The following is a 23,924-nucleotide window of genomic DNA, read 5'->3' as shown; positions in this document are numbered from 1 at the left end:
CCTGATTTCTTGAAAAATTAGCTATGCCATGCTACCACCACATCGCCGGTGGCTGCGGATTGCGCTCCGCCCAAGCACACTTAACCGCACTTTTTTCATCCCCCCCTCCGATGCACCCAGCCCCTCCCCGGTTGAGGGGCTGTTCCGCCTTACTCCCGAGCTTAGTCTTACCACTTGAACCTTATCCGGATAGGGAGCGCCTTTGCGCGAGCGTCGGCGCTGCCCGTCCGACAACCATCATGTCACCGCAATCGGACAGCCACCCGTGGGTCATGACGGACGAGCTCTTTCCCGAATGAAATGCCGAGGGCTTTGCAAGATAAGCCTGCCCACGTTGGCGCCCGTTTCAACGGCTTCAGCACACGCACCGGAACGTATCAACGATATTCGCAAACGGGACACGTTACTACCAGCCTATGCCCCACTTCCAACCGCTTCGTGCGACCCATTCCGCGTACGCCTATCCTCTGCTGATCAAGCAGCTATTGCATACGCCATTAGCGACGTGTCCCGAACAGGAAATCGTCTATCGGGACCAGACTCGCCTTAACTACTGGACAATGCGCGACCGTATCGGCCGTCTTGCCGGCAGCTTAAGATCGATCGGCATCGAGCCAGGCGACACGGTCGCGGTGATGGACTGGGACAGTCATCGCTACCTCGAAAGCTATTTCGCCATCCCGATGATGGGCGCGACGCTGATGACCGTGAATGTGCGCCTGAGCCCCGAGCAGATCGCATACACCCTGAATCACTCACAGGCGAGAGCACTGCTGGTCCATTCCGACTTTCTGCCGCTGCTGTCACAAATTCGCGCGCTGTTACCGAACCTTGATCGACTCGTACTTCTCGACGACGGGGGCACTGCTGTCGTGCCAGACGACTTCGTCGACGAATACGAAACTCTGCTGGCCGTTGGATCGCCTGATTTCGTGTTTCCCGACTTCGATGAAAACACCATCGCCACGACGTTCTACACGACCGGCACCACAGGCACTCCCAAGGGCGTCTACTTCAGCCACCGGCAACTCGTGCTCCATACGCTCGCGGCAACTGCTGCACTCTCGAGCGCGTGCGAACAGGGTCGAATCCATCGCGAAGACGTCTACATGCCGATGACCCCGATGTTCCATGTCCACGCGTGGGGTATTCCCTACGTGGCTACGATGCTCGGTCTGAAGCAGGTTTATCCAGGCCGGTACGCACCTGAGACATTGATCGAATTGATCGTGCGTGAAAAGGTGACCTTCTCGCACGGCGTGCCGACGCTGCTGCACATGGTTCTGTCGAGCCCGGCATGTGCCGATGTGAATCTGCAGGGTTGGAAGGTGGTCATCGGCGGCTCGGCATTACCTCGCGGTCTTGCACACGCCGCGATCGCGCGAGGCATCGATGTGTTCGCCGGTTATGGGATGTCGGAGACTTGCCCGATTCTGACACTTGCGCAGGTCAGAACATCTGAGACCACGGATCTATCGCATGAGCTCGACATGCGCTCGCGAACCGGGTTACCGATCCCGCTCGTCGAGTTGCGGATCGTCGACGACGAGATGCGCGACGTCGCACGCGACGGCAGGACCACCGGCGAAGTTGTCGTGAGAGCCCCGTGGCTGACCCAGGGCTATCTCGACAACCCCGCAGAGTCGGAAGCCTTGTGGGCTGGTGGCTATCTGCACACCAACGATATTGGAGCGATCGATAGCCAGGGTTATCTGCAGATAAGCGACCGTCTCAAGGATGTGATCAAAACCGGCGGCGAATGGGTGTCATCACTGGAGCTTGAGGATTTGATCTCCCGTCACCCGGCGGTCGACGAAGTTGCCGTGATCTGCGTGAAAGACGTCAGATGGGGCGAGCGTCCATTACCGCTCGTCGTGCTGAAACACGGCAAATCGGCCGACCAGGAAGGGATACGCAAGCATCTCAAGGAGTACGCCATCCGAGGCGTCATTTCGAAGTATGCGATACCTGATCGCGTGGTGTTCGTTGACGCAATCGAAAAAACAAGTGTAGGAAAAATCAATAAGAAAGTGTTGCGTATGAAGTATCAAGGCTCCGAATAGCACATGTGCAAAAAATCAGATTGTGCATCACGTGATTAATGAAAAGCTCCACAGAGGTTTTTGGATGACGAACGCATCATCCGTCGCACGCGTACAGCAGCACACAACCGAAGCCGAGAGCATGAATGTCCCGCGAATGGCAATACTCGCCATTAGCCACGTCGCAATCGCGCTGAGCCTGCTGTTCAAGGAGCGAAATTTGGTGTTCCACGTTTCACTCGCCTACAACGTGGCGGTCTCCGCTAACTTCCCGCCCCGGGCTCTCTCGATGTATTGGAAGGGATTTGCCAACCGGGGTCCAGTCTAGGGTGGCCATGCGAAGCTCCTCTCTTCGGTCGGCCTCGTCCTTATGTCGCCCACGGACTGGAAAGCCGTCCTGGGTAACCGACGCCCATCGTCGTCCCCTATGCATCCCGACACCGCCTTCCATGCCGCCCGCATTGTTGTGTCAAAACTGGGCCGCAGTCTACAAGCGGAAACCAAACGGAAGACGTTCGACGATCAGCTGGTGCTCGCGCATCCGGGTTTGGGAACCACCCAAGCGAGCCATCACTGACGCGATCCCAAGCAGTCAGGTTCATGACCGCCAGCAAACAAGTTCTGGGAAAGACCACGCTTGGCGCCGGACCGCCTCGCCCATTCCCGTCACATTACTCAAACGAAATACATAGGAGACATTTTCATGACGTCGACGAATTGCCACCGCTGCATCGTCATCCTTGCAGGAGCGCTTCTTTGGAACATCGGAAATGCTGCATATGCACAAGGCAGCGTGACGTTGTATGGTGTCATGGACACCGGACTTCTGTATACGAGCAAGACTCGCAATTCCACCACGAGTCAATCCAGTGGCCAGCAAGGCTCGGTTATCACTGGTGGCCGAGGCTCCTCGTTGTTCGGTCTGAAAGGAGTCGAAGATCTCGGTGGCGGCGTTAACGCCATCTTCGCACTCGAAAGCGGGATCAGCAGTTCCAACGGCGGAATAGCTAATTCGAACGGCAATGTTTTCGGCCGCGAGGCTTGGGTTGGTTTAACGGGAAACTTCGGTACCTTCAAGGCTGGCGTGCAGTACTCGCCATTCGCGATATCACTCATCGCCACGGACTCGCGCAATGTTTCCTATTTCGGCAGCATGGTGCCAATCTATATCGGCAGCGTGTTAGTCACGGGCATATTCAACTCTAATTCTGTTTCGTACACGAGTCCAGCGATCGCCGGCTTTCGAGGTAGCGCCCTGCTCGCACTGGGCGGCGAGGCCGGAAACTTTCAAGCCGGCCGGCAATATTCGTTCGGGCTGAACTACAGCCATGGCCCGTTCATGCTCAGTGCAGCAATGTACAGCGGCAATTCGGGCGGCACTCCCTTGTCAGCGCCGACATCGAGTACCGTTCCATTCAACGGCCGTACTGTTGGCGCGAGCTATCGTTTCGACGATTTGACAGTGAAAGCCGTGTTGGCCAATTTCAAGGTCGCCGGATCGTTCAACAATCGCGTATACGGAGGCGGCTTGAGCTATTCCATTACGCGCACCGCGACTGTCGATACTGGCGTCTGGTACACCATAGACGGGAACGACTCACGTAACCACTCAATCATGGCGGCGACAGGTTTGAACTACGGCATGTCCAAACTTACCTCCCTGTATGGGCAGGTCGGGTTCGTCCACAATCAAGGAAAAATGAACACGGGGCTGTCCACCAACGGGGCACTCCATGGCGCACAGGGAACGACTATCGGTATCGACATCGGTATCCGACACATGTTCTGATCGATAGCATCCGGGAGGCACGCGGCCTTCGACAAACTTGGCCGAGCTTTTTGTATGTAAAAGTGCGGCCTCGATCACGCAACACTGCTACGCGTCTTGGCCGCCGTTAGTAATAGAAACAGGACGATGAATTCGCCCGCGCAACTACAAGAAGATCACAGCTAGGCTCGTGAACGCGACGACCCACATCGGCGAATAACCGACCTGCGAGTCGGTCTGGATGTCGGTCGCCCTGCTACCAGGATCCATGTAGCCGATCGCAATCAGCGGGCCCGGGCCGAAGAAGCGCTTGAGCTTCGGCTAATGCGACGCGTCGGCGTCGATCATGATTGTGCCTTTTGGCTCCGATGGGTGGAATCGCCCGTGGCGTATGCGAACATATTGATGCGGGGTTGATCGATGGAAAACCAGGCGTACTTGGCAAAGTGGTCCACAACCGTGGCTGGAGATCGAACAGGTGCTTGAATATCTTCATGGGGACCAGATCCGGATCGTATAAAGTGTCACATCGCAGCGCCTAGCACGCTCGTCTGCCGCTTTGCTCATTACAACGCCCCCCTTGGTGGCGACTTTCTTTGTCTTGCCAACGGCATCGAATTTTCGAACTAGTACCGGTCAGAAACTAGCCTCCCGATAACAAACACTTCTTCCAGAGCGATTCACGAAATTGAAGATTTATTTAACCCTTTCATTTCGAACATCCTCAATGCCGGACATCAAACACCAAAATCCAACTATATACTGATCGATATACACCGCTCACGATGCAAAATTTGTTCCACGGGGGCTTTGACGTACACCAGCACGACTTGCCTTTACCAAATTCAAGACATTTACTGCAGCACATCGAATAGAGAAAATAAGCACATTCAGCCAGTTTCACACTAACGAAATACACGCACATGGTGACCACAACGCTCTACTGACCATGGTGGCCGTTATCGAACGGATTGATCGATTGCTTGAGTTCGAATATTCGCCTGTCCTTACCGCGCATCCACAATGGTTCGCGCCCAACTCCGCTCCACGTCCGACCCGTTTCGGGGTCGTAGTATTTGGGGGATCGTTTCTGCCGTATCGAAAACACGTCTTCCGGCTTGAAATTGAACTCCGCAACACATTCACGCACCTGCTGAAGAACACTGCTGGCTATCCTGAGGCGCTCCTGTTCAATTGCCTTCTCGACGGATTCAACATACTTTTTGTATTCCTGATAAGCCTTCATCGCATGAGTTCCAATGTGAATTCCATTTTGTATGTTTCAATAGCCCCATTGACATCATCCCAACTTAAAATCCGGAAAGGGTGAAATATCAGAGCTGGAATTCTTATGATGATATAGCATACAGCGCGAATAACTTGACGCTACATTGTATGAAAGAAGCATTGCGATAACATTGCATTATCACATATGCCAGCCGCCTTTCAGTATACAAACGTAAAATGTGTATAAATTAACCTTGCCTGAAAAAGCAATTACTCAATTACCCCGATCCAAATCGGCGCTAACACACACCCGGAAAGGCGCTTCTCGCCAGTCAATTAGGGACACACAGAGAAGTGGATACGCACGTTGCTGACGTAAGAAAGCGTCAATCATCAATTGCCGGCTGCACCGCAGAAACTTGCAAGATCAACCGCTACTTTTTCGTGGTCGTCACTCTGCCTCCCTTAAGCGACGCGCAGTTGGTCGGAACAGCGGGCTCGGCCGCGATCCCGCGGCGCGGCGCGTCGGCGACGAACGCATCGAGAAGCGCGAGCACATCATGATCGATGTAGTTGGCGCGCGTCGCGTCGATGATCACGACCGCACGATCCGGAATGTGTCGCAGGTGATGCTTGACCTGCATTTTGCCGAGGAACGACACGTCCTTGCAGAACACTGCAGGGAATGATCGTCGTGCTGCGCGAGCGTGACGAGGCTTTTCAGGTTCGCGACTGCAACCCCCAGCACGCCGGCGATCGTCGCGGCGAACGGCACGAATACGGCCAGCCCCTGCTTCATCACCGAGCGGAACAGCGTCGAGTTTGACACCCACGTGGACCAGGATCGCAGTGAGGCTCGCAAGCGGGATCAGGTTGATCAGCCCGGTGAGCGCGAACACGCTGGCGAGCAGCAGCATCCCGTGTGCGCCCGCCTGGACGTTGACCGAACTGCGCACGATCACCGGCGTAATCGGCTGGCCGTCCATCGTGCCGGCGACGGGATTGCCGACGCCCTGCGCCTTGAGCTCGCGGTCCGGTTGCATCGGCTGGCGTTTCGGATCGATCTGTTCGACGGCCTCGAGGCTCAGCAGCGTTCGAGGCTGGCCACGACCGCGAGCGTGATCGCGACGCGCCACACGTCCGGATTGACCAGTTGCACGACCTTCGGACCGAGTTCCGCATGCTTGAGCGCGCCCGCAGATACAGCCGAACGATTCAAGTTTGGGTCGCGTCGGGCTTGACCGCCGGCGCGGGTCAACAATGGATCTGATGCTCTCGCCCCCACATGCAGCGATTGGTGGCAATTCGCCACGCCTAGGAAAGCGTGGCATGTTCTTTATATAAAAGAAATCTACGTACGTGATAGGTTGTGCAGATGTAGACTTGCTTACGATTCGGTACAGTCACAAGCGGCATCGACGGAGCGCACTTGACGCGTCCGCGACTCGACCATGATCAAGCGTCTCCAGTCAGGCGACAAGCGATCCGATCGATACAACACACAAAAAAACGACCGGTGAACCGGTCGCAAAAGAAGGCCCTGGTGCACACGGGGAGGCGCTCCAGAACCCAGGCCAACGAGCCATTCAGCCCTCTTGGAAAATATGATCTGATGTGGGCGACTCCAGATACACTTGGATAGATAGAATTCTAAATCCCTGATTGACCAAAAACCGTCTCAACCCAAAACACGTCGATATCAGAGGTATCTGGACAACAGGACCTGCTCCGAGAAGTTATCATCGGCCTACCAAATAATGCTTGGTTGTCAGCTAGTCGCCCGAGCGCTGACGCGGTGGTATGACCGCACAATGAACGAGTCGGTCAATAAACGCTTTAACTCCGTATCATTCGACACTATGCGAGCCACCCGGTCCCACACGCCGCTATGACGCCACCGCCAGTAACGCAAGTACACCGTTTGCCATCTACCGAACTCCTCAGGCAAATCGCTCCACGGTCTACGTGTTCGGGCAACCCAGAGAACAGCTTCGACAAAGCAGCGGTTGTCGGCTCCCGTACGCCCCGGATCACACGGCCGACCCGGAATCACCGACTCGATTTGCGACCAAATCTCGTCATCCAATAACGCTTTAATCATCTTATCTTGTCCACGCAAAAGACAAGGTCCAAATTCATTTCATCGATTGAAAATAGACCTCTAGAAATTGTAGGCAGCAATGGTCGCGAGATTCAACGCAACGCGCCGGAAGACAATCGGGCTGTTTCCGGCATCACCGACTATGCGTGTTACCTGAGCCGACGTGGAAATCGACCTATTTCGATCGAACATATGCGTCCACGTCAAACCAAAATTCACCGCATTAATTCCGCCGCCTATGTTGTACTGTCGAAATCCAGATGTCGCACTTTGTGACGCGGTTACTCCCCACATCGTCCGGTTATATGTCGCCGAGCCAACATGCATGCCTGAATCCGTGGTCAGCACGTCCGTTGACGTAATCATCAATGGCACCTTGAGCTCAACGCGCCAAGAATCACCGACGCTGCGTTGGCTGACGGGTACATCCGCCGCAACGCTCACCGATCCCGCACCCATGAATCGGTAGCCGGCAGCCATGGTCACGACAGCCGCATTGGGTACGTTACCCATCCCACGCAGGGCATCCGAACCGCCTGCGTAGCCTACATTGTGGTCCTTTCGACCGAAGGCAAAGTTGATAGCCCCATCGATGTAAAAGTTTCGCGGCAGGTCGAGCTTGTACCCTGCTCCGCGCATCGTGTCGAGGTAAAAACCCGATGAGGAGGTCACGCTCAGATACGGGATCGGTGCGAAGCGATACTGATCGCTGCCAAGGTACCGAGGCGCCACACCACCACCGGCACCAATCGTAACGTCATATCCGCTTGCAAACACTGCGGACGACATGACAGTGCCCGCCAGCTTCGCAAATATATTGAAAATACTTCGTGACTTCATTTAGGTATCCGATATAAATCACCGACTCCGGCACGATGACCTGAAAGATGTGTACTGCTGCTACGTGTGGGCGCCGATACGCGCAACGCCTGAATTAGCAGTTGATTCTATTTTCAGATCCTATCGAGCGAACATTGTGTGAACATTGCCGCATCGTCATACCGGTTAGAGCTACCGCGCACACGCCACTCGACGCCCCATTGTCCAGGGTCATTTGGTCTGGCACACTGGCCATAGCGATTCCAGCGATTTCTTGACCGGCCCGATCGACAGTGACTGGTTCTGCACGGCTCGACGTCGTACGCCTTCATCCGATAATTCCACCGATAGCCAGCACGTCGCTTTCCCCGACGCATCAACCTAAAATTCCATGTTGACTTCCATTTCATCAAATTCGACAGACATACATAGTCAATACACCGAATTGATTACGATATGAGATTGACCGAAGAGCGTAATCGCATCGAGACAAGCCAGATCGATCCGGGGCATCCGCACCTGGGTTTTGTCCGAATCATCCTCTTCGCAGAGGCTTCTCTCCTAATCTCAGAATCTGCAACGGACGCGTCGTTCGCACAAAATCTTTTTCCGCAATTTACCGCGCATAGCGATCCCGCATGCAAAAATCGTCAAAAATAAGCCGGTCCACTGTAGGAAAGACGCAATTGAGCGCGTCGCGCCCGGGGTCTCCACCTGAGGACGGGCTGCGACTTCGGCGCGCACGCGGTCAACGCATGTCATTCACGTATAGTCCATGCGCTCGACGTCGGCTCGAACACGCCATGGTCGCATGCCGCTTTACTCGCGAGCATGGCCTTCGTCCGCCTTGCATCGGTCAATCAACCATACCGGCGTCATCGCCACGGCTTCGCGCATTGCACGCGTCCGTCACGGCCTGACTCTTGATCATACCGTCATCGATTGTGCGTCAAAATATGGAAGCCATTCTCGTCAAATTTCGAGGTCCGCACCGACGCGCGATCACGCAACGGGCGGACCCGAAGGGCGCCACCTGCTACGTTGATAGACTGCGAGCCAGCGCGCGAGCGCCTCGCGCTCATCGCAGGTCATCGCAGGTCATCACATCAAGTAGCGTTGCGGGAACCGGTCCATCGGCACGAAACGTTCCAATGACCTGTTCGCGCGGACGCGTTTTGGTGGATGAGTGCCCCGGAGAAGCGACGCGTAGCACTTTGATGAGGCTCCCTTGTTCTCGAATAAGCGTCGCTCGCCTCCGAATTCACATAATCATGCGGGCATCTCTATCCGGCGTGTTAAGGGCCACGTAACAAAGCCAGCGGCAACGCCCGTCCGCGAACGTGTGTCGTAAGCCGCATCGCTCTGTGGCGCTCATTGTCGAGCGAGCGAGGAAGACCCATCGTTCCTGACACACGAGTCGTCAAATGCATCAGCATAGCTTTGCAAATCTCTCCGGACACGGGAACCTGCAATTAATGCAGAATTCTACAAAAAATACATTGCATGGACATTGCAGACGCCGCACACTAAAAGCAGACGATTATACTGTCATTGACATCTGATTGAAATTTGCCTGATCATGACTCGCTTGTTCGATTCGTCCACAATATCGATATGTTTGAACTATCAACTTTCTCCTTTGACAATGCCCCGTGCGCTGATGTAAACAGACCAACGGCGTCGATCCATATCGTTTCTTCACTCGGCTACTCCGTCGAATTCGGCTAGTAAAGGCCATCGATGACTGCGTCGCGCCGCGACTCACAGACGATGTCGCTACGAGCTTAGCACTTCGATTGCATCTATTTTTTACGAACATTTCAAGCGGACTCGCCCGATACATCCGTCTAATGAAAATCCCCTTCACCTTAGATAGAGAAAGAATATTTAATGAGAATTATCAATAGAATCTTGTTGATCGGAATGGTTATTTCTGGATTACTTCTATCCGGAACCACATTCGCGACGTCGTTTGACCCTCGCAATACTACTTACCCACTCGGCGATTGCGCACATTTGGGACTACCGCCTGTTATCCAAGTGAAGAACGGCATGTTCAGCATGCCGGGCGACGATCCTAATTCAGTGAAAGTGATAGACGTAATGCGGGGAGCTTTCGAGGGTCATGCGAACGAGGAGTACTTCGTTGTCGTGTTATCGTGCCAGCTGTGGGGGGCAAACTACACCTACACCGAATATTTTGTCCTAGATAAAGACGGAACATTGATCGATCGACTCGATGAAACCCGGATTGACGACGACTACGTGCGCGCCATCGGAAACGACGGTGGACTCTGGGACAACGACCAATTCGAATTCGAGAATGGCAAGCTAACAATTACCAAACCGGCAGGCGGCTCCCATGCGGAGCCTCGATGGAAAGCAACGATAACTTATCAGCTTGACAAACTAAATCGCCTTCGATTACTAGGCATTCCAACACGCAGACTTATTAAATACAGGAGCACAACCACTTAATCGTTTAATCCAGAAACATCGTCTCATTTTAGAAATCGCCGTTTTTCCTGCACATTGGATCTTGAAGCTCTTAACAGTGTCATGCGATCCAAATGTGTATCGACGATAACCTACGGAGCCCGTTGCGCGTCATTCACAGTGCCATCAGGTACACTGGTCCGTCGCCGAAGGCGAAGTCGATACGACGAGCTGCCCCTTAACCCGCAAGCCGTACGGTCATACAATTGCTGGACACCAGACTCTTCCCCGCCCCCCTTCCGGACAGGACGGCCACTGGTAGTTGCTGAAACTCTTAAGCATTACAAAACATACTTCTTCGAAATAGAGGCATTATGGCTATTACCAAAATTGATCCGAAGAGCGCCTTGATCGCTGTTGATATGCAGAAAGGCATTCTTGCCATGGCGGCCCCGGCTGATGTGGCGCGTATAGTCGCCAAGACCACCGAGTTGGCCAACACGTTCCACGAACTAGGGCTCCCGGTCGTGTGGGTACATGCATTAGACCTACCGAAAGGCCGGGTTGAGTTCAGTCCCGCCGTAGGGGAACCGCAATCTGACTTTGCGGAGCTACACAAAGATCTCCCCTTCAAGAAGGGTGACCTAGAAATTTGGAAGACGACCACTAATGCGTTCGTGTCCCAGGAGCTTAACGCGCTACTTGAGGAATACGGCATCACCAACGTGATTGTGGCCGGAATTGCCTTGGGTGGCGGCGTCGAATCCACGGTACGCGCGGGTTTCGATGCTGGCTATTCGATGATCGTGGCGTGCGACGCCACTGCGGACCCCATGGAGGGTCGCGCCGAGGCCGTGATGAAATTCACCCTACCGATGTTCAGCGAATTGGACAACACCGAGAATATTCTGAGGGGTCTGCGTAGTGCTCATGCGTAACAGCCGGAGCGGTCCCTCGTATCGAAGGACACGAGGACTCTCCTAGAGTAACGGATAGTCTTGCGCCTATCAGTAAGCCTAGTCATTACGTGGAAAATATCGGAATACGAGCCGCTCCGGAGCGCTGTCGTCGGCGCACAGCGCAAAAAAACCGCAATCGAGTGCTCGAGTGCGAAAGACTGGAGCCGGGAGCAACCGTGTCGGCCGTGGCACGCCGGCACGGCGTAAACGCCAACAGGTGTTCGGCTAGCACAGGAAATACCGGCAAAGCAGTCTGGGGACGGCTAAGGCAGGTGAATCTGTTGCGCCTACATCTGAGTTGGCCGCCGCGGCGTTACATGCTCGGCGAACAGGGGTGATTACCTAGTGAAATGTCCCCGCCCCGAAAACGGACGGTCCATGTTACGACATGAACTACGAAACCCACCAAGTCGTCCAAAATTTCCACGCTGGCGATCAGTATGCCAAGCCACGCCGTTGCAACCGTATTAGTTGGCCGCCTCACAATATCGACTGTTATGACCCTACCCAACACAATCATATCCACACATACGATCCAGTATAGTTGAGCGGCCCGCGTCGGCCGTGTCCCATCGCGTCGGGACGCATGAAACAACGCGCAAGTAAGACTAAACACGCAAATTGAGACAGGAAGGTCGACCGATAAAGCCACGACTTCGATCCCGGATCATCGCCCAATTTAAGCCAGCAGACCAAATCAACGTGACGAAATAATATTCTGTGCATGCACAATCTTGATGCAATGTTATCTCTGTAAAATCACATTGTTGCCCGTCTCAAATGACGTACTCGTGCGACAAGGAGATTACCTTTATATTCATGATTTTGAGGCTGCCATCGATCACGTCGTTACATGTTGTATCGATATAGTAGCATTCTTGAAAAAAGAGGTTTTCATCGATAAGCCGTTTAAATAAATCATGGGTTTGACCACTTGCGTATGAACGTGGACACCCGATTGCCACTGTGTTCTCGACCGACAACGTAACTCAGACGATTGGTGATGTACTGACCGCTCCCTCGTGTTGAGACGCTTTGTTTTGTGCTCTGGAGTAATACGCGCCTTTTTCGTGGACGTATCTGGCTGTCTTGTGCCGGATACTTTTGCGCGGTGGTGTGAGCCACCGTGCATTTTTTAAAAGCTCAAGCTCGCTCGAGTTTATCGGCAGGGGCATTTCGCTGCAGTGCCGGCCGATTTAGAGAGGAACTGCGATGCAGATCTCAGTCGACCGCCGCCGGATTGCGGAAGCACTCACTTACCGAATATCGATACCGTTTTATGCGACACTGACTTCCGCCAATCCGCTGATAACCGATAATGATTGCAGCCACCGATGACAAATCTCTACATATTGCATCCTCGTGACTCTCTGTTTCGATTCCTTCGCAACATCAATGCAGCAAGATGCTCGACATTTTGCCTTTGAACATGAAAAAGTACACGGCTACCACTCAACTCGACGCTGAAAAAGTCCTCTCCGTCATGAAACTTGGGAGTCGATATACAGCAACCGCTCTAAGTAACGCCACCAACATCCCCATCTCGCGCCTGCCTCAAGCGCTCAATCATTTAATCGACGCACGGCGCGTCGTTTGCCACGTCACCGGTCGGCGCCATCAGTATTCTCTCCTTAAAGACGACAATACAGGGACGACACCGCAACTCGCCGGCGGATTGAGGACCCACTTGACCGGATATGACCAACAGATGCGCCAGTTCGCAGCCTTGTGCATGCTCACGCGCCCTCCCGTCACTACAACCCAATCTCCCGACGCAATGGGTGACAAGTCGGCTCTGCCCATCCGAGACCCGAAGCAGCTAACATCGTAGTCTCGAGTTACCTACGCGACAACGCCCAAGGAGGGTACCGTTTCCCTACATCGCCGGCACCGAGTGGTTTTCGCGCGAGACGGAACGGACATGGGTCGCCGGCAAGGGCAATAGTTCAGCCACTACGTGACTGTCGATTCGAGCCCTTTTGCGACATTCCGTTGGCTACGCTTATTGTTGAATATCCGCGCTCTTCATCAGTCCGCCGATGAAATTCGCTGTCGCCTTCTCGACCGCCAATGCCTGCAACTCCTGTTGAATAGTCGCCTTCGCTGCATCAAACGACGGTATTTGCGTCGGTCGCTTCGCATCGATCTTCATGATCGCACGTGAGCCAGTCGGAGAGAGGTTTAAAAAGCGTTGCAGTCAGGTCGATTTAACTGGCTCGTTTACTCCCCACTGAGCGGCAATCATCGTCCGTGACGCTACCCAGGTCGCAAGAATGCCGTCAGTCATCGAACGACCGCTTCTAAGGGATTTCCCGCCTACAGCGCCGCGCATCGCGCGCCGTCAAGACACTTACCCCGTCACGCCGTCCCGGCGAGCTTCCTCGACTGACCGACCTCATACCATGCGCAATCTTTCCCTGAATCAGAAACTCGCCTCGATGATCGTCATCCTGTGGCTCGGCTTGCTCGTGATCGCCGGGCTGGGCGCATGGCAGACCCGCGCGTCGATGATCGCCGACCGCCGCGACCAGCTTGCATCGCTGGTCGCACAGGCCGCGAGCGTGACCGACCATTACTACAAACTGTCGCAGCAGAACGCGATGCCGGAAACCGATGCGAAGCAGAAGGCGCTCGAGGCGATTGCCGCGATGCGCTACGGCGCCGACGGCTATATCTCGGTCAACGATTCGAAGCCGGTGATCGTGATGCATCCGATCAAGGCCGAGCTCAACGGCAAGGACGTGTCGAATTTCACCGATCCGAACGGCAAGCACCTGTTCGTCGAAATCGTGAAGGCCGGCAACGCGGAAGGCGGCAAGGGCTTCGTCGAATATCTGTGGCCGAAACCGGGTGCGGACAAGCCGCAGGAGAAGACCAGCGCCGTGCAGCGCTTCGCGCCGTGGGACTGGTATCTGGTGACCGGCATGTACATGAACGACGTGCGCTCGGCGGTGCTCGCGAGCATCGGCCGCTGGCTCGCGATGACGGCCGTGCTCGGCGCGATCGCGACGGCCGTGATGGTGCTGGTGCTGAAAAGCGTGCGCGCGAGCCTCGGCGGCGAGCTGGAAGCGGCGCTCGACGCCGCTCGGCGCATCGCGCAGGGCGACCTGACTGCCCGCGTGAGCGTGAAGCACGACGATCGCGGCAGCCTGCTGCATGCGTTGCACACGATGCAGGGCGGGCTGATCGACATGGTGTCGCGCGTCCGGGCGGGCACCGAGAACATCAACGTCGGCGCGAGCGAGATCGCATCCGGCAACACGGACCTGTCGCAGCGCACCGAGCAACAGGCGGCCGCGCTCGTGCAGACCGCGTCGAGCATGGACGAGATGACCGCGAACGTGAAGCAGAACGCGGACAGCGCCGAGCAGGCCGCGTCGCTCGCCGGCCAGGCCGCGCAGGTCGCGACGCGCGGCAGTGCGGTGGTCGACGACGTCGTGCGCACGATGAACGAGATCACCGACCGCTCGCACAAGATCGGCGACATCATCGGCGTGATCGACGGGATCGCGTTCCAGACCAACATCCTCGCGCTGAACGCGGCAGTGGAAGCGGCGCGCGCAGGCGAACAGGGCCGCGGCTTCGCGGTGGTCGCGGCCGAAGTGCGCTCGCTCGCGCAACGCTCGGCGACGGCGGCCAAGGAGATCAAGTCGCTGATCGTGTCGTCGAACGAGACGGTCCAGCACGGCGCGACGCTCGTCACGCATGCGGGCGAGACGATGGCCGAGATCGTGCAGTCGGTACGGCGCGTGAACGAGATCCTCGACGAAATCAGCCACGCATCGCGCGAGCAGAGCGCCGGGATCGAGCAGGTCAACCGCGCGGTGGGCGAGATGGATCAGGTCACGCAGCAGAACGCGGCACTCGTCGAACAGGCCGCGGCAGCCGCGCATTCGCTGCGCGATCAGGCCGAGGCGCTGCGCGACGCGGTGACGCGGTTCGCGCTGCCGGCTTGACGGCGCGCCGCCCCACCCTCACGCCGCGCTGCCCGCCCGCAGCGCGGCCTCGCCGCTACCGAGCCCCAGCCCCGCCGCGCGCTGGATCAGCTCGACGTCGTTGCTCGCGCCGAGCTTCTTCATCGCGCTGATCTTCTGCGCGCTGACCGTCTGCTTGCCCTTGCTCAGGCGCTGCGCGATCGTCTTGATCGGCACGCCCGACAGATACAGGCGAATCACCTCGATTTCGCGCGCCGACAGCTTCACGGGCGTGTCGCCGCGCGTGCCGAGCGCATCGACCGCGCGACGCACCGACGGCGACAGGTAGGTCGCGCCGCTGTAGCTCGAATGAATCGCCGTGACGATATGGCCGACCTCGTCGAGCTTGCTGACGACGCTCACGCCGCCGATCGCGAAGATCGACCGGAAGATCAGCGGGTTCTCGTTCGCGACCAGCACGACGATCCCGACGTTCGGCCGCGTGCGGCGCAGCCAGTCGAACAGCGCGAGGCCATCCATCTGCTCGTCGCCGCGAATCGCATAGTCGACCAGCACGACGTCGCAATCGATGCCGCCGAGCGATGCGACCAGTTCTGCCGCGCTCCGGTAGACCGCGGCGAGCTCGATCGCGCAGGCGCCGCCTGCGATCTGCTCGATACCGGCCAGCGTCAATGGCCAGTCGTACGCGAAGACGATGCGAACATTGAATTTCCTCATGCGGAGTTCCTGGTGGTTCACCGGCCGCGCCACGCGGAACGCGCGCGCCCGGTTGGGCGTTGAAAGGACATTCAGGCGATTTTTAGCCTGGACGTCGATTCTATGAACGTATGCACGCGCGCGATATCGGACGGCGTACGAATTGGCTGCCGAAGACGTAATACGGGTTTGATATTTGCGCCGGTTCAACGCCCGGCGGCCGGCGGACGACCGTCGCGGCATCGGCCCGATGGCCGGCGTGGCGCGCCGCGCGGCCGGCCAGCGGGTAAAATTGCGCGTTTGCATGCCACCCCGGCCCGCCGGTGGCGAGCGACGCGCCGATGCCGGCCGCGCGCCGCCGGCCCTTCGCCGGCTTGCCCGATCTCCCGCTTTCCTCATGACCGATTCCGACCTGCAATCCGACGACACCTCCATCCACGAAGACGGCCTCTGGCGCGACAACGGTTGGACGGCCCGCATCATCAAGAACGAAGACGACGACGGCTGGGCCGTCGAGATGGTCAAGGACGGCGAGTCCGAGCCCGCGCTCGTCGGGCCGTGGACCATGGGCCGTGACAAGAAGAACCCGAAGCCGATGGATGCGAACGCGTTCCGCACGCTCGTGAAGACCGCGACCGAAGTGCTGATGCGTCACGAACAGCAGCGGCGCGCGATGCTGCACAAGGAAGTGACGGTGCAGGACGAAGCCGGACAGGACGTGTCGGTGACGCTCGACATCGTGCCCGACGAGTTCGAGCCGTATGCGCAGCTCAAGGCGTTCGATCCGTATGGCGAGCTGCTGGCCGAAGCGAAGGTGTCGGCCGGGTTCAAGCTCAACAAGGCCAGCGCCGAGCGCTGGGCCGCATCGGGCTTCGACCGGCCGGCCTGAGGGCGCGATCAGGCGCCGGCGCCCCGCTCCGCGCGCGCGAGCCGGCGGGCGGCCAGCTTGCGCCGCACGAGCGCCTCGAACTGCGGCGTCGCGGCCTCGGGATCGCGCGCGGCCAGGCCCAGCAAATTGCGCGCGAGCTGGATCGGCGTCAGCACGATGCCCCACGGCAGCCCCCACCAGCCGAGCGCGGCCGACGCGAGCAGCGCGATCGCCTGCTTCCGGCGGCCGCAGCGGCGGCAGCACACGTGGCGCCGCGTGGCCCAGCGCGTGACGAATACGAGCGACACGACGCGATGCGACGCGTGGACGTCAATCGGTTGCCCTTCGCGCAGGCAGATCGGACATGGCCCGTAGCGCCAGTCGTCGACGTACTGCCGGACCTTCGCGTCGGGCACCCGTTCGGCCTCGACGACGACCGGATGCGCCTGTGCGCACACCGGGCCGCAATAGCGGCGGCCGTCGATCGACCGCCCGCCGACCAGGAACGTCCTGCCGCACTGACTGCACTCTGCCACGATGACCTCGGATAAGCGTGATGCGCCGCGTGCCGGTTGCGCGCACGTCAATGCACGCGTTCCGGCCGGGCCGTTTCATGTTTTAACGGCCGCCGCCGCGAGGTCTTGAGCGCACGCGCGCAGCGCGCGTCAGCCATGCAGCCCGTGCGCGGTCATCAGGCGGTACAGCGTCGCACGCGAGATGCCCAGCTCCGCCGCGACGTCCGCATGCTGGTGGCGGTGACGCAGCAGCGTTGCCTCGATCGCGTGCCGCTCGGCCTGCCGGCGCGCCTGCGCGAGCGTCGGCGGCCGCAGCGACGTGTACGGACGCAGCTCGAGATCGGCGGCCGAGATCAGCGGGCCGTTCGTCATCACGACCGCGAAGCGGATCCGGTTGATCAGCTCGCGCACGTTGCCGGGCCACGAATAGTTGTGGATCGCCTCGATCGCGCACGGCGTGAAGCCGCGAATCCGGTACGCGCCGTCGCCGCGATAGCGCCGCAGCACGTCATCGGCGAGCAGCATGATGTCGCGGCCGCGCATGCGCAGCGGCGGCTCGTCGATACGCAGCACGCACAGGCGGTAGTAGAGGTCGGCGCGGAATCGCCCGGCCTGCATCGCGGCTTCGAGATCGACGTGGGTCGCCGACACGATCCGCACGTCGACCGGAATCGACGCATGCCCGCCGAGCCGCTCGATCCTGCCCTCCTGCAGGAACCGCAGCAGGCTCGCCTGGCTCTCGAACGGCATGTCGCCGATTTCGTCGAGAAACAGCGTGCCGCCGTGCGCAGCCTCGATGCGGCCGATCTTGCGCTGGTGCGCGCCGGTGAATGCGCCGCGCTCGTGCCCGAACAGTTCGGCCTGCACCAGCATCGTCGGGATGGCCGCGCAGTTCACGGCAACGAACGGCGCGTCGGCACGCGACGACTGCCGGTGGATCGCCGCCGCCGTCAGCTCCTTGCCGGTGCCGGACTCGCCGGCGATGAACACGGTCGCCTCGGTGTTCGCGACCTTGCGGATCGTCGCGAACAGCCGGCGCATCGCGTCGCACGCACCGATCATCGCGCCGCCCGGCGGCGGCGCTTCCGCGGCCGGGTCGCCGTCCGCGAGCTCCAGCATCCCGTATGCATGGCCGACGAGATAGCCGATCGTCGTGTAGGCCGTCGCATGGCGCACGTAGTCGAAGCAGCAGCGGCGGATCAGGCGCGCGATCGTGATGTTGCGCAGCCGCTCGCCGTCGGCGAGCGCGACCCAGCCGACGCGCGGGTCACGCAGCAGCGCCTCGAACGACGCGACGTCCGGCGACGCGAAGCTGCCGAAATCGACGATGCCCGCATGCGGACGGTTCGCCTTGGCGAGATTCTGCGCGTCCGCCACGGTTTTGGCGCACCACACCTCCCAGCCGCGCGACGCGAGCGAATCGACGAGCGCGGCATCGTGTTGCCGCGACAGGTAGACGAGCGGCCGCGACGGCGCGACGGGACTGCGCCGGACCGCGACGAACGGCAGCGTGCTCGCCTGCCGTTCGACATCGTGCGGGCCCGGCGTGCCGAGCTGACAGCAATGGTTCACGATTGCCTCGCCGCATAAGGTTGTATATCGAAGCGGCCGTTGCCGATCGCGTGGCGGGCCCGTGGGTCCGCGGCGCGGCGCCGCTCCGTCCTCGAACTACGCCGCGCTATCGGCAGAACACGACGCGCTGCGTGTAGATCTGCGGCTCGACGACAGGCTTCGCCGCGCCGTTGAGATCGTCGCGATAGGCGCGGTAGGTCTTGCCGTTCACCGTCACGTCCGACGCGCGGGCCGTCTCGATCCTGTCGAGCCCGGTGTACCGCCATTCGTTCACCCGGTCCGCGGCCGCGACGCTCGACTCGCCCGCGATCTTCTGCGTGATCGCGCTGCCGTCGCCCCACGGTTGCGTCTGCATCGCCTCGGTGTGCTGCGTCGCGCCGACCGTCTTGCCGGCCGACTTCGGCCCGTCGTGCGCGTCGAACGGCGCACCGCGGCCGTATACCGGCGCTTGCCACGACAGCGCATGGCCCGCCTCCGGCATCATGTAGACCATCTGCGGGTCGCCGATCATCACCATCGGCGCGCATGCGGTGTTGTCGGGACGGCCGAGCGTCGACAGCGCCTGCTGGACGCTCGCGGCGTTCGCGAGGGTCTGCTCGTTCAGGATGACGAAGACCGCGGGATTCTGGAAAAGCGACTGTGCAGCGGCTTGTACGCTGGCCAGCAGCAAAGCGACCAAAAAGATCCTCATGATTGAGGCCTCCTCGCATCGTCGTCACGCAAAAAGAGGTGTTGACCTCGGGGAGGGGAACAACACCCGTCAAACCGGAAAAGACCGTCGGGCATTGGGGCGAACGCATGCCGTGCGACACGTGCTCCGGTCGCACGGCAACCCGGCCCGCGTGCCTACGACGAGGTACTCGTCGAGATGACGGTCGGCGCCGGCGCGATCGGTGCAGCCGGTGCGGCCTGCCGATCGACCGTGGCCGGCGACAACGCTTGCGCGGGATCGGTCAGCGCCGGCACGTCGGCGGGCGGCGCAGCCGCTGCGGCTGCGGCTGCGGCTGCGGATTCGACCGCGTCCGGCACTTTCGCGTCGGCTGCCCGCATGTCGGCGGGCGCCGCCGCGACGGCAGGCGGCGTGGCCTCCGGGGCCGGCGCTTCGGCGGCTGCCTGCGGCGCCGGCTCGGCGGCCTTCGCATCGGCGGCCGGCGCCACGGCGACGGTTGCCGCCGGCATCGGTTCGGCAACCGGCTCGCCTGCGGCCTGCACCGGTTCGGTCGCGGCCGGAATCGGCTCCGGTGCGTTGGCGGCGACGGGCTGTGCAGGCTCGGGCGTCTTGTCCGCGACGGCCGGCACTGGCTCGGACGCCTTGTCGGCAACTGCCGGGGCGGGTGCGGACACCTTGTCGACAACTGCCGTGGCAGGCTCGGACGCTTTGTCGGCGACCGGCCGCGCGGGCTCCGGCGCCTTCGTCTCGGCGACCGGCGCGGCAGGCGCTGGCGATGCCTTGTCCGCCGCGACCGGTGCGGCGATGACGGCCGCTGCCGGCACGGTGGCCATGACGGCAGCCGGTACGACCGACGCTGCGGGCGCGGTGGCGGCGACGGCAGGCGCGGCAGCCGCCGCGGGCGCCGGGATTGCGGCGGCAACGGCCGGCGTCGCAACTGCCGGAGCGGCGGCGACAGGCGCCATCGCCGGCACCGGGACCGGCACCGGCACCGAAACCGGCGCGGCGCGCATCGACGTCGTCTCGATCGGGCGCGTCGGCGCGGCCACTGGCGCGGCCGAGCCGAGCGGCGGCAGGCCCATCCGGTCGCGCACGATCGGATCGCGATACTTGATGTCGTCCGCGACGGTCGCTTCGACGCTGGGCGCCACGTTCGAACGCGCGAGCGGCGCGGTCGTGCCCGGGCACAGATGCCCGGTCGCCTCCACCGCGCGCCGGTTCGCGTCGCTCTGGCACAACAGCGCGAGCGCCACGTCGGTCAAACCCATCGCACGGAATTCGCGCGCATCGAGACGCCGCACGCAGGCCTGGTCGACCAGCGTCGTGCCGCCCGTCGCGCCGAACCCCGGAAACGACACGCCGACGCTCACCGAGCCCATGCAGGTATCGGACAGCGTGGTCGTGAGACCGGGCGCCTGGATCGACGGATTCGTCTTGATCGTCTGCGTGCCCGAGTAATTGACGTTTTCCGAGATCTGGGTGTTGTACGGGTTGGTGCCGGGCGCGCCGGACGACTGCAGCGAGTTCACGCTCTGCGGCGTGACGTTGCCGCCGGCCGTGCCGGACGGCAGCGTCACGTTGACGTTCACGCTCGAATTGCCGCTGCCGCGCACCCCGCTGGAGCTGGTGGCATTCCCCCCGCGGGAACTCGTCGTATTCGTGTTCATGCTCGAGCCGCCGCCCTGGCTGATCGCCGTCGACGAGGTCGACGATTGCGCGCTCGACGTCGAATCGGCGGTTTGCGCGTGGGCGCCGATCGTGGTCATCGCGAACATCGCCGCACATGCCACCTTGATCCTGTTGCTGTTCATTTCACTCTCCGGACGAGGTTTGACCTCCCACCCAGGCAACCGTACTAATTCCCCTGAATGCCTTCAGTTTTCGCTGCTTCCCCGAACTGCTTCCAGCCGCTGCCCAGCTGGGACCACGAGCCGGCCGACATGCCCTGCCATTGCCGGGTGTCCGGTCCGCCGATGGCGCTGCCCGACGAAAGCGTTTGTTGTTCTGACGGTTTGGTTGTCTGAGAAGGGTTGTTTGACGTCTGCATATTCGATTGCCCACCATCGGCAGCACGGTCAGCGCCATACGCCGTCAGAGACGCGAGCATCAGAGCGGCGGCAATCAGGTTCTGCTTCATGCCAACTCCTTACGTGACAACGATGCGGAAAAGAGACCAGCGTCGCTGGGAAACTGGTCCCCCCACACCTGACTAATGACTGCTCCCGGTCGCGCTCGAGTCGCCCTGGCTTCCGCCCGACGCGGACGGCGAACCGGCCGGCCCGGTACTCCACACGCTCGACGAGTTGTAGTGATTCGAGCCCGCGATGGCGCCCGACCCGCCACCGCCCGTCCACCCCGCGGCACCCGCGTTGGCAATGCCGTGGTCGTTCGCGCCCGTGGCCGTGTAGTGGTTCGCACCGAGTACGATCGTGGCGGTCACCCCTCCCGACAGCGCATTCGCGTTCTCGTTCGTGCTGCCGTTTCCGGCGAACGAACCCGCGGCGCCGATACCACCGCCTGCCGCGAACGCGCCTCCGTTCGTGCCCGAACCGCTGGCCGTCGAAGTCGAGTTGTGAAAAGCGGACGCCGTGCCGGCGGAGCCGGCGGGTGTCACGGTGCTGCCTGCATTCGCGCCGGCCGTCGAGGTCGAATTGCTGGTATAGCTGCCGGAGCCGACCAGCACCGAACCGGAAACACCCGCCGCAACGGACTGCGTCTGGTTGGTCGTGGACGATCCGGCCGCCAACGCAGCGGACGAAATGACGGTGAGCGCTGTCGCTAACATGACTTTGGCTTTCATAGCAATTCCTTGCTGTGAGGAAGTTCGACGGTGGCGGAGCCGGGCCTGCCCTTGCGGGACGAAACCCGGCATCCGTGCCGCCAGCCAATGACGAACGCTACGCGTCGCGGCTTAGTGGTGATACGTCCAGCCGGTCGAGCCCGCGTTCGCGCCGCTGCTGCCGCCTGCTTGTGCGCCGCCGAAGCCGAAGCCGCCGACCGTCGACGTTTGCGTGTGGTTCGTGTACGAGACCGAACCGCTGCTGCCGCCACCGGCCATTGCGCCGGCTGCGCCGAGTGCCGAGCCGGAATCGGTTGCGGTGAAGTGGCCGAACCCGGCGACCCCGGCCATCGTCTGGCCACCGCTCGACGAGTTGCTGCTCGAGATCGTGCCGCTCGCTGCAAACGCTGCACCCGAAACCGCCAGAACTGCTGCTGCAATCAGAAGCTTCTTCATGGTCGACTCCATAACGGCGTGGAGAGAATGAGCATGGAAGATCGCACGCCATCGACCTTCCCGCCTCGAGCAATCCTTAAAAATAAGGATTGCTATCGAATAGAGAAATTATTTCAGGATCGCAAAATTTTCTTTTTATTTTTGGCAGCCGAAGTCTAGTTTTATGTTTTTAAGTTATCCAAAATTTACAAGTAGGTGTTTTCAATTATTTTTATGAACATTGAGATTAACTCAAAACACCATTGATTAAATTTACATAAATGACGCGCACATCTTTCCGGATCGCGATTTTCAATACCTTGTGTAAAACAGATACCGGCACCGGCACCCATTTCCGGAATTGAGAATTAGCGAACGTATCGACTACCGAAAATTGCAGCGCCCGCTCGGCACGCGCCCTTCAGCCAGGCGACGACGGGCCTGCATTGCAACCAGACGGCATGTCCGCTCCCTGAGCTGACGGAGAAAGGCCTTCCGGATAACCCGGCCGACGCGCATTCGATCTAGTCCGGCCCGCGCCGGCACTGGCCCGGCGCGATCGAAACGGCTCTGCACGGTTGAAGAGGAATCGGCGCCACGCTGTCCGGCACGAACAGCGCACCCCATCCGGAAACACCGAATGAAGTCGAGCATCGCTGTCGCCGGGTTGTCGCGCGAAACGGCAACCGCTCCAGCACGCGACGCGCGCGGAGGGCGGGAAATCGGCAAGGCGCAACCACCGACGCTGGCACTGCGTCGCAAGCGCTACCCCCATCGATCCGACTACCCCTATGGTGCGCGAGAAACGCGCGGATCAAGCCACTGCTTATAGTGTTCATCGCCGCTTCCCCGACTGGCTCGTAACGAACTGGCCGCCCCCACATCATTGTTGCATCGTGTCGACCGCTCGCCGGTGCGTCCAATCTCGCAAGCCGCATGCCATGCGATATTCCACTGCGCATTGCGCGCGGCATGCGGCCGCCAGCCCCGCCCATTTCGCCAGGAACGGCATTTTTCGTTTCACGAATGTATCGCGATAACGGCACCCGCGCGGCGGCGATCATTGAACACCGCGACGCAATGCCTTGATTTGACGGACGAA

At 59.9% G+C, this 23,924-nt stretch carries 18 protein-coding genes and 4 pseudogenes; 8 read left to right on the top strand and 14 right to left on the bottom strand.

What is annotated here, in order from left to right; all coding sequences use genetic code 11:
• Positions 1–416 precede the first annotated feature (416 nt).
• The 3 genes from WT24_RS16025 (at position 417) to WT24_RS16015 (ending at position 3,831) form a co-directional block, all read left to right on the top strand.
• Positions 417–2,063, top strand: coding sequence for a fatty acid--CoA ligase (locus WT24_RS16025; protein WP_060034725.1), 1,647 nt, complete (start codon positions 417–419; stop codon positions 2,061–2,063).
• Between the two features lie 64 nt (positions 2,064–2,127).
• Positions 2,128–2,370, top strand: coding sequence for a hypothetical protein (locus WT24_RS35800; protein WP_060034722.1), 243 nt, complete (start codon positions 2,128–2,130; stop codon positions 2,368–2,370).
• 375 nt (positions 2,371–2,745) lie between these two features.
• Positions 2,746–3,831, top strand: coding sequence for a porin (locus WT24_RS16015; protein ID WP_060034719.1), 1,086 nt, complete (start codon positions 2,746–2,748; stop codon positions 3,829–3,831).
• 147 nt (positions 3,832–3,978) lie between these two features.
• Here WT24_RS16015 and WT24_RS35335 read toward each other — a convergent pair.
• The 5 genes and pseudogenes from WT24_RS35335 to WT24_RS32920 all read right to left on the bottom strand — a co-directional run.
• Positions 3,979–4,158, bottom strand: a pseudogene (locus WT24_RS35335) (divalent metal cation transporter); the annotation flags it as partial.
• A 592-nt stretch (positions 4,159–4,750) separates the two neighbouring features.
• On the bottom strand, positions 4,751–5,056 hold the full coding sequence (locus WT24_RS16010) for an H-NS family nucleoid-associated regulatory protein (protein WP_060034716.1): 306 nt from the start codon (positions 5,054–5,056) through the stop codon (positions 4,751–4,753).
• A gap of 478 nt (positions 5,057–5,534) precedes the next feature.
• Positions 5,535–6,262, bottom strand: a pseudogene (locus WT24_RS16005) (SulP family inorganic anion transporter); the annotation flags it as partial.
• 543 nt (positions 6,263–6,805) lie between these two features.
• Complete coding sequence (locus tag WT24_RS35795) at positions 6,806–7,138, bottom strand: transposase (protein WP_082742194.1); 333 nt, start codon at positions 7,136–7,138, stop codon at positions 6,806–6,808.
• 60 nt (positions 7,139–7,198) lie between these two features.
• Positions 7,199–7,978: a MipA/OmpV family protein gene (locus WT24_RS32920; protein ID WP_082742193.1), complete on the bottom strand. Its 780-nt coding sequence runs from the start codon at positions 7,976–7,978 to the stop codon at positions 7,199–7,201.
• A gap of 1,869 nt (positions 7,979–9,847) precedes the next feature.
• On the opposite strand from WT24_RS32920, the gene WT24_RS34395 reads away from it, so the two are divergent.
• From WT24_RS34395 to WT24_RS35330, 3 genes and pseudogenes are all read left to right on the top strand, one after another.
• Complete coding sequence (locus tag WT24_RS34395) at positions 9,848–10,435, top strand: hypothetical protein (RefSeq protein WP_156441813.1); 588 nt, start codon at positions 9,848–9,850, stop codon at positions 10,433–10,435.
• Positions 10,436–10,767: 332 nt separating this feature from the next.
• Positions 10,768–11,331 (top strand): cysteine hydrolase family protein, encoded by a 564-nt coding sequence (locus WT24_RS16000; RefSeq protein WP_060034713.1) that lies wholly within the window; start codon positions 10,768–10,770, stop codon positions 11,329–11,331.
• A gap of 20 nt (positions 11,332–11,351) precedes the next feature.
• A pseudogene (locus WT24_RS35330) lies at positions 11,352–11,662 on the top strand (transposase); the annotation flags it as partial.
• Between the two features lie 1,692 nt (positions 11,663–13,354).
• Here the strand turns inward: WT24_RS35330 and WT24_RS15995 are convergent.
• Positions 13,355–13,519, bottom strand: a pseudogene (locus tag WT24_RS15995) (peptidylprolyl isomerase); the annotation flags it as partial.
• Between the two features lie 235 nt (positions 13,520–13,754).
• Here WT24_RS15995 and WT24_RS15990 point away from each other — a divergent pair.
• Complete coding sequence (locus tag WT24_RS15990; RefSeq protein WP_060034709.1) at positions 13,755–15,308, top strand: methyl-accepting chemotaxis protein; 1,554 nt, start codon at positions 13,755–13,757, stop codon at positions 15,306–15,308.
• Positions 15,309–15,326: 18 nt separating this feature from the next.
• Here the strand turns inward: WT24_RS15990 and WT24_RS15985 are convergent, their stop codons facing one another.
• Entirely contained in the window at positions 15,327–16,004 is a 678-nt protein-coding gene (locus WT24_RS15985; protein WP_059502805.1) for a response regulator transcription factor, read from the bottom strand.
• Between the two features lie 376 nt (positions 16,005–16,380).
• On the opposite strand from WT24_RS15985, the gene WT24_RS15980 reads away from it, so the two are divergent.
• Entirely contained in the window at positions 16,381–16,872 is a 492-nt protein-coding gene (locus WT24_RS15980) for a hypothetical protein (RefSeq protein WP_027781097.1), read from the top strand.
• A gap of 8 nt (positions 16,873–16,880) precedes the next feature.
• On the opposite strand, the gene WT24_RS15975 is transcribed toward WT24_RS15980, so the two are convergent.
• The 7 genes from WT24_RS15975 to WT24_RS15945 form a co-directional block, all read right to left on the bottom strand.
• Positions 16,881–17,387 (bottom strand): hypothetical protein, encoded by a 507-nt coding sequence (locus WT24_RS15975; protein ID WP_059502641.1) that lies wholly within the window; start codon positions 17,385–17,387, stop codon positions 16,881–16,883.
• A gap of 129 nt (positions 17,388–17,516) precedes the next feature.
• Entirely contained in the window at positions 17,517–18,938 is a 1,422-nt protein-coding gene (locus tag WT24_RS15970; RefSeq protein ID WP_060034706.1) for a sigma-54 dependent transcriptional regulator, read from the bottom strand.
• Between the two features lie 106 nt (positions 18,939–19,044).
• Positions 19,045–19,629: a hypothetical protein gene (locus WT24_RS15965; RefSeq protein ID WP_060034703.1), complete on the bottom strand. Its 585-nt coding sequence runs from the start codon at positions 19,627–19,629 to the stop codon at positions 19,045–19,047.
• A gap of 155 nt (positions 19,630–19,784) precedes the next feature.
• Complete coding sequence (locus WT24_RS15960) at positions 19,785–21,419, bottom strand: hypothetical protein (RefSeq protein ID WP_060034700.1); 1,635 nt, start codon at positions 21,417–21,419, stop codon at positions 19,785–19,787.
• A 44-nt stretch (positions 21,420–21,463) separates the two neighbouring features.
• Positions 21,464–21,745: a hypothetical protein gene (locus tag WT24_RS15955; RefSeq protein ID WP_060034697.1), complete on the bottom strand. Its 282-nt coding sequence runs from the start codon at positions 21,743–21,745 to the stop codon at positions 21,464–21,466.
• A gap of 72 nt (positions 21,746–21,817) precedes the next feature.
• Positions 21,818–22,408, bottom strand: coding sequence for a hypothetical protein (locus WT24_RS15950; RefSeq protein ID WP_059502631.1), 591 nt, complete (start codon positions 22,406–22,408; stop codon positions 21,818–21,820).
• Positions 22,409–22,519: 111 nt separating this feature from the next.
• Complete coding sequence (locus WT24_RS15945) at positions 22,520–22,843, bottom strand: hypothetical protein (RefSeq protein ID WP_059793470.1); 324 nt, start codon at positions 22,841–22,843, stop codon at positions 22,520–22,522.
• Between the last annotated feature and the right edge of the window lie 1,081 nt (positions 22,844–23,924).

The sequence above is a fragment of the Burkholderia sp. MSMB1078WGS genome (assembly GCF_001528895.1).
Taxonomy (GTDB): Bacteria; Pseudomonadota; Gammaproteobacteria; order Burkholderiales; family Burkholderiaceae; genus Burkholderia.
This window is presented reverse-complemented; position numbering and strand designations above follow the sequence as displayed.

Bases quoted from the DNA above. Each gene is read 5' to 3' on its own strand.
- WT24_RS16025 (WP_060034725.1), top strand. From the start codon at position 417: ATGCCCCACTTCCAACCGCTTCGTGCGACCCATTCCGCGTACGCCTAT.
- WT24_RS35800 (WP_060034722.1), top strand. From the start codon at position 2,128: ATGACGAACGCATCATCCGTCGCACGCGTACAGCAGCACACAACCGAA.
- WT24_RS16015 (WP_060034719.1), top strand. From the start codon at position 2,746: ATGACGTCGACGAATTGCCACCGCTGCATCGTCATCCTTGCAGGAGCG.
- WT24_RS16010 (WP_060034716.1), bottom strand. From the start codon at position 5,056: ATGAAGGCTTATCAGGAATACAAAAAGTATGTTGAATCCGTCGAGAAG.
- WT24_RS35795 (WP_082742194.1), bottom strand. From the start codon at position 7,138: ATGATTAAAGCGTTATTGGATGACGAGATTTGGTCGCAAATCGAGTCG.
- WT24_RS32920 (WP_082742193.1), bottom strand. From the start codon at position 7,978: ATGAAGTCACGAAGTATTTTCAATATATTTGCGAAGCTGGCGGGCACT.
- WT24_RS34395 (WP_156441813.1), top strand. From the start codon at position 9,848: ATGAGAATTATCAATAGAATCTTGTTGATCGGAATGGTTATTTCTGGA.
- WT24_RS16000 (WP_060034713.1), top strand. From the start codon at position 10,768: ATGGCTATTACCAAAATTGATCCGAAGAGCGCCTTGATCGCTGTTGAT.
- WT24_RS15990 (WP_060034709.1), top strand. From the start codon at position 13,755: ATGCGCAATCTTTCCCTGAATCAGAAACTCGCCTCGATGATCGTCATC.
- WT24_RS15985 (WP_059502805.1), bottom strand. From the start codon at position 16,004: ATGAGGAAATTCAATGTTCGCATCGTCTTCGCGTACGACTGGCCATTG.
- WT24_RS15980 (WP_027781097.1), top strand. From the start codon at position 16,381: ATGACCGATTCCGACCTGCAATCCGACGACACCTCCATCCACGAAGAC.
- WT24_RS15965 (WP_060034703.1), bottom strand. From the start codon at position 19,629: ATGAGGATCTTTTTGGTCGCTTTGCTGCTGGCCAGCGTACAAGCCGCT.
- WT24_RS15960 (WP_060034700.1), bottom strand. From the start codon at position 21,419: ATGAACAGCAACAGGATCAAGGTGGCATGTGCGGCGATGTTCGCGATG.
- WT24_RS15955 (WP_060034697.1), bottom strand. From the start codon at position 21,745: ATGAAGCAGAACCTGATTGCCGCCGCTCTGATGCTCGCGTCTCTGACG.
- WT24_RS15950 (WP_059502631.1), bottom strand. From the start codon at position 22,408: ATGAAAGCCAAAGTCATGTTAGCGACAGCGCTCACCGTCATTTCGTCC.
- WT24_RS15945 (WP_059793470.1), bottom strand. From the start codon at position 22,843: ATGAAGAAGCTTCTGATTGCAGCAGCAGTTCTGGCGGTTTCGGGTGCA.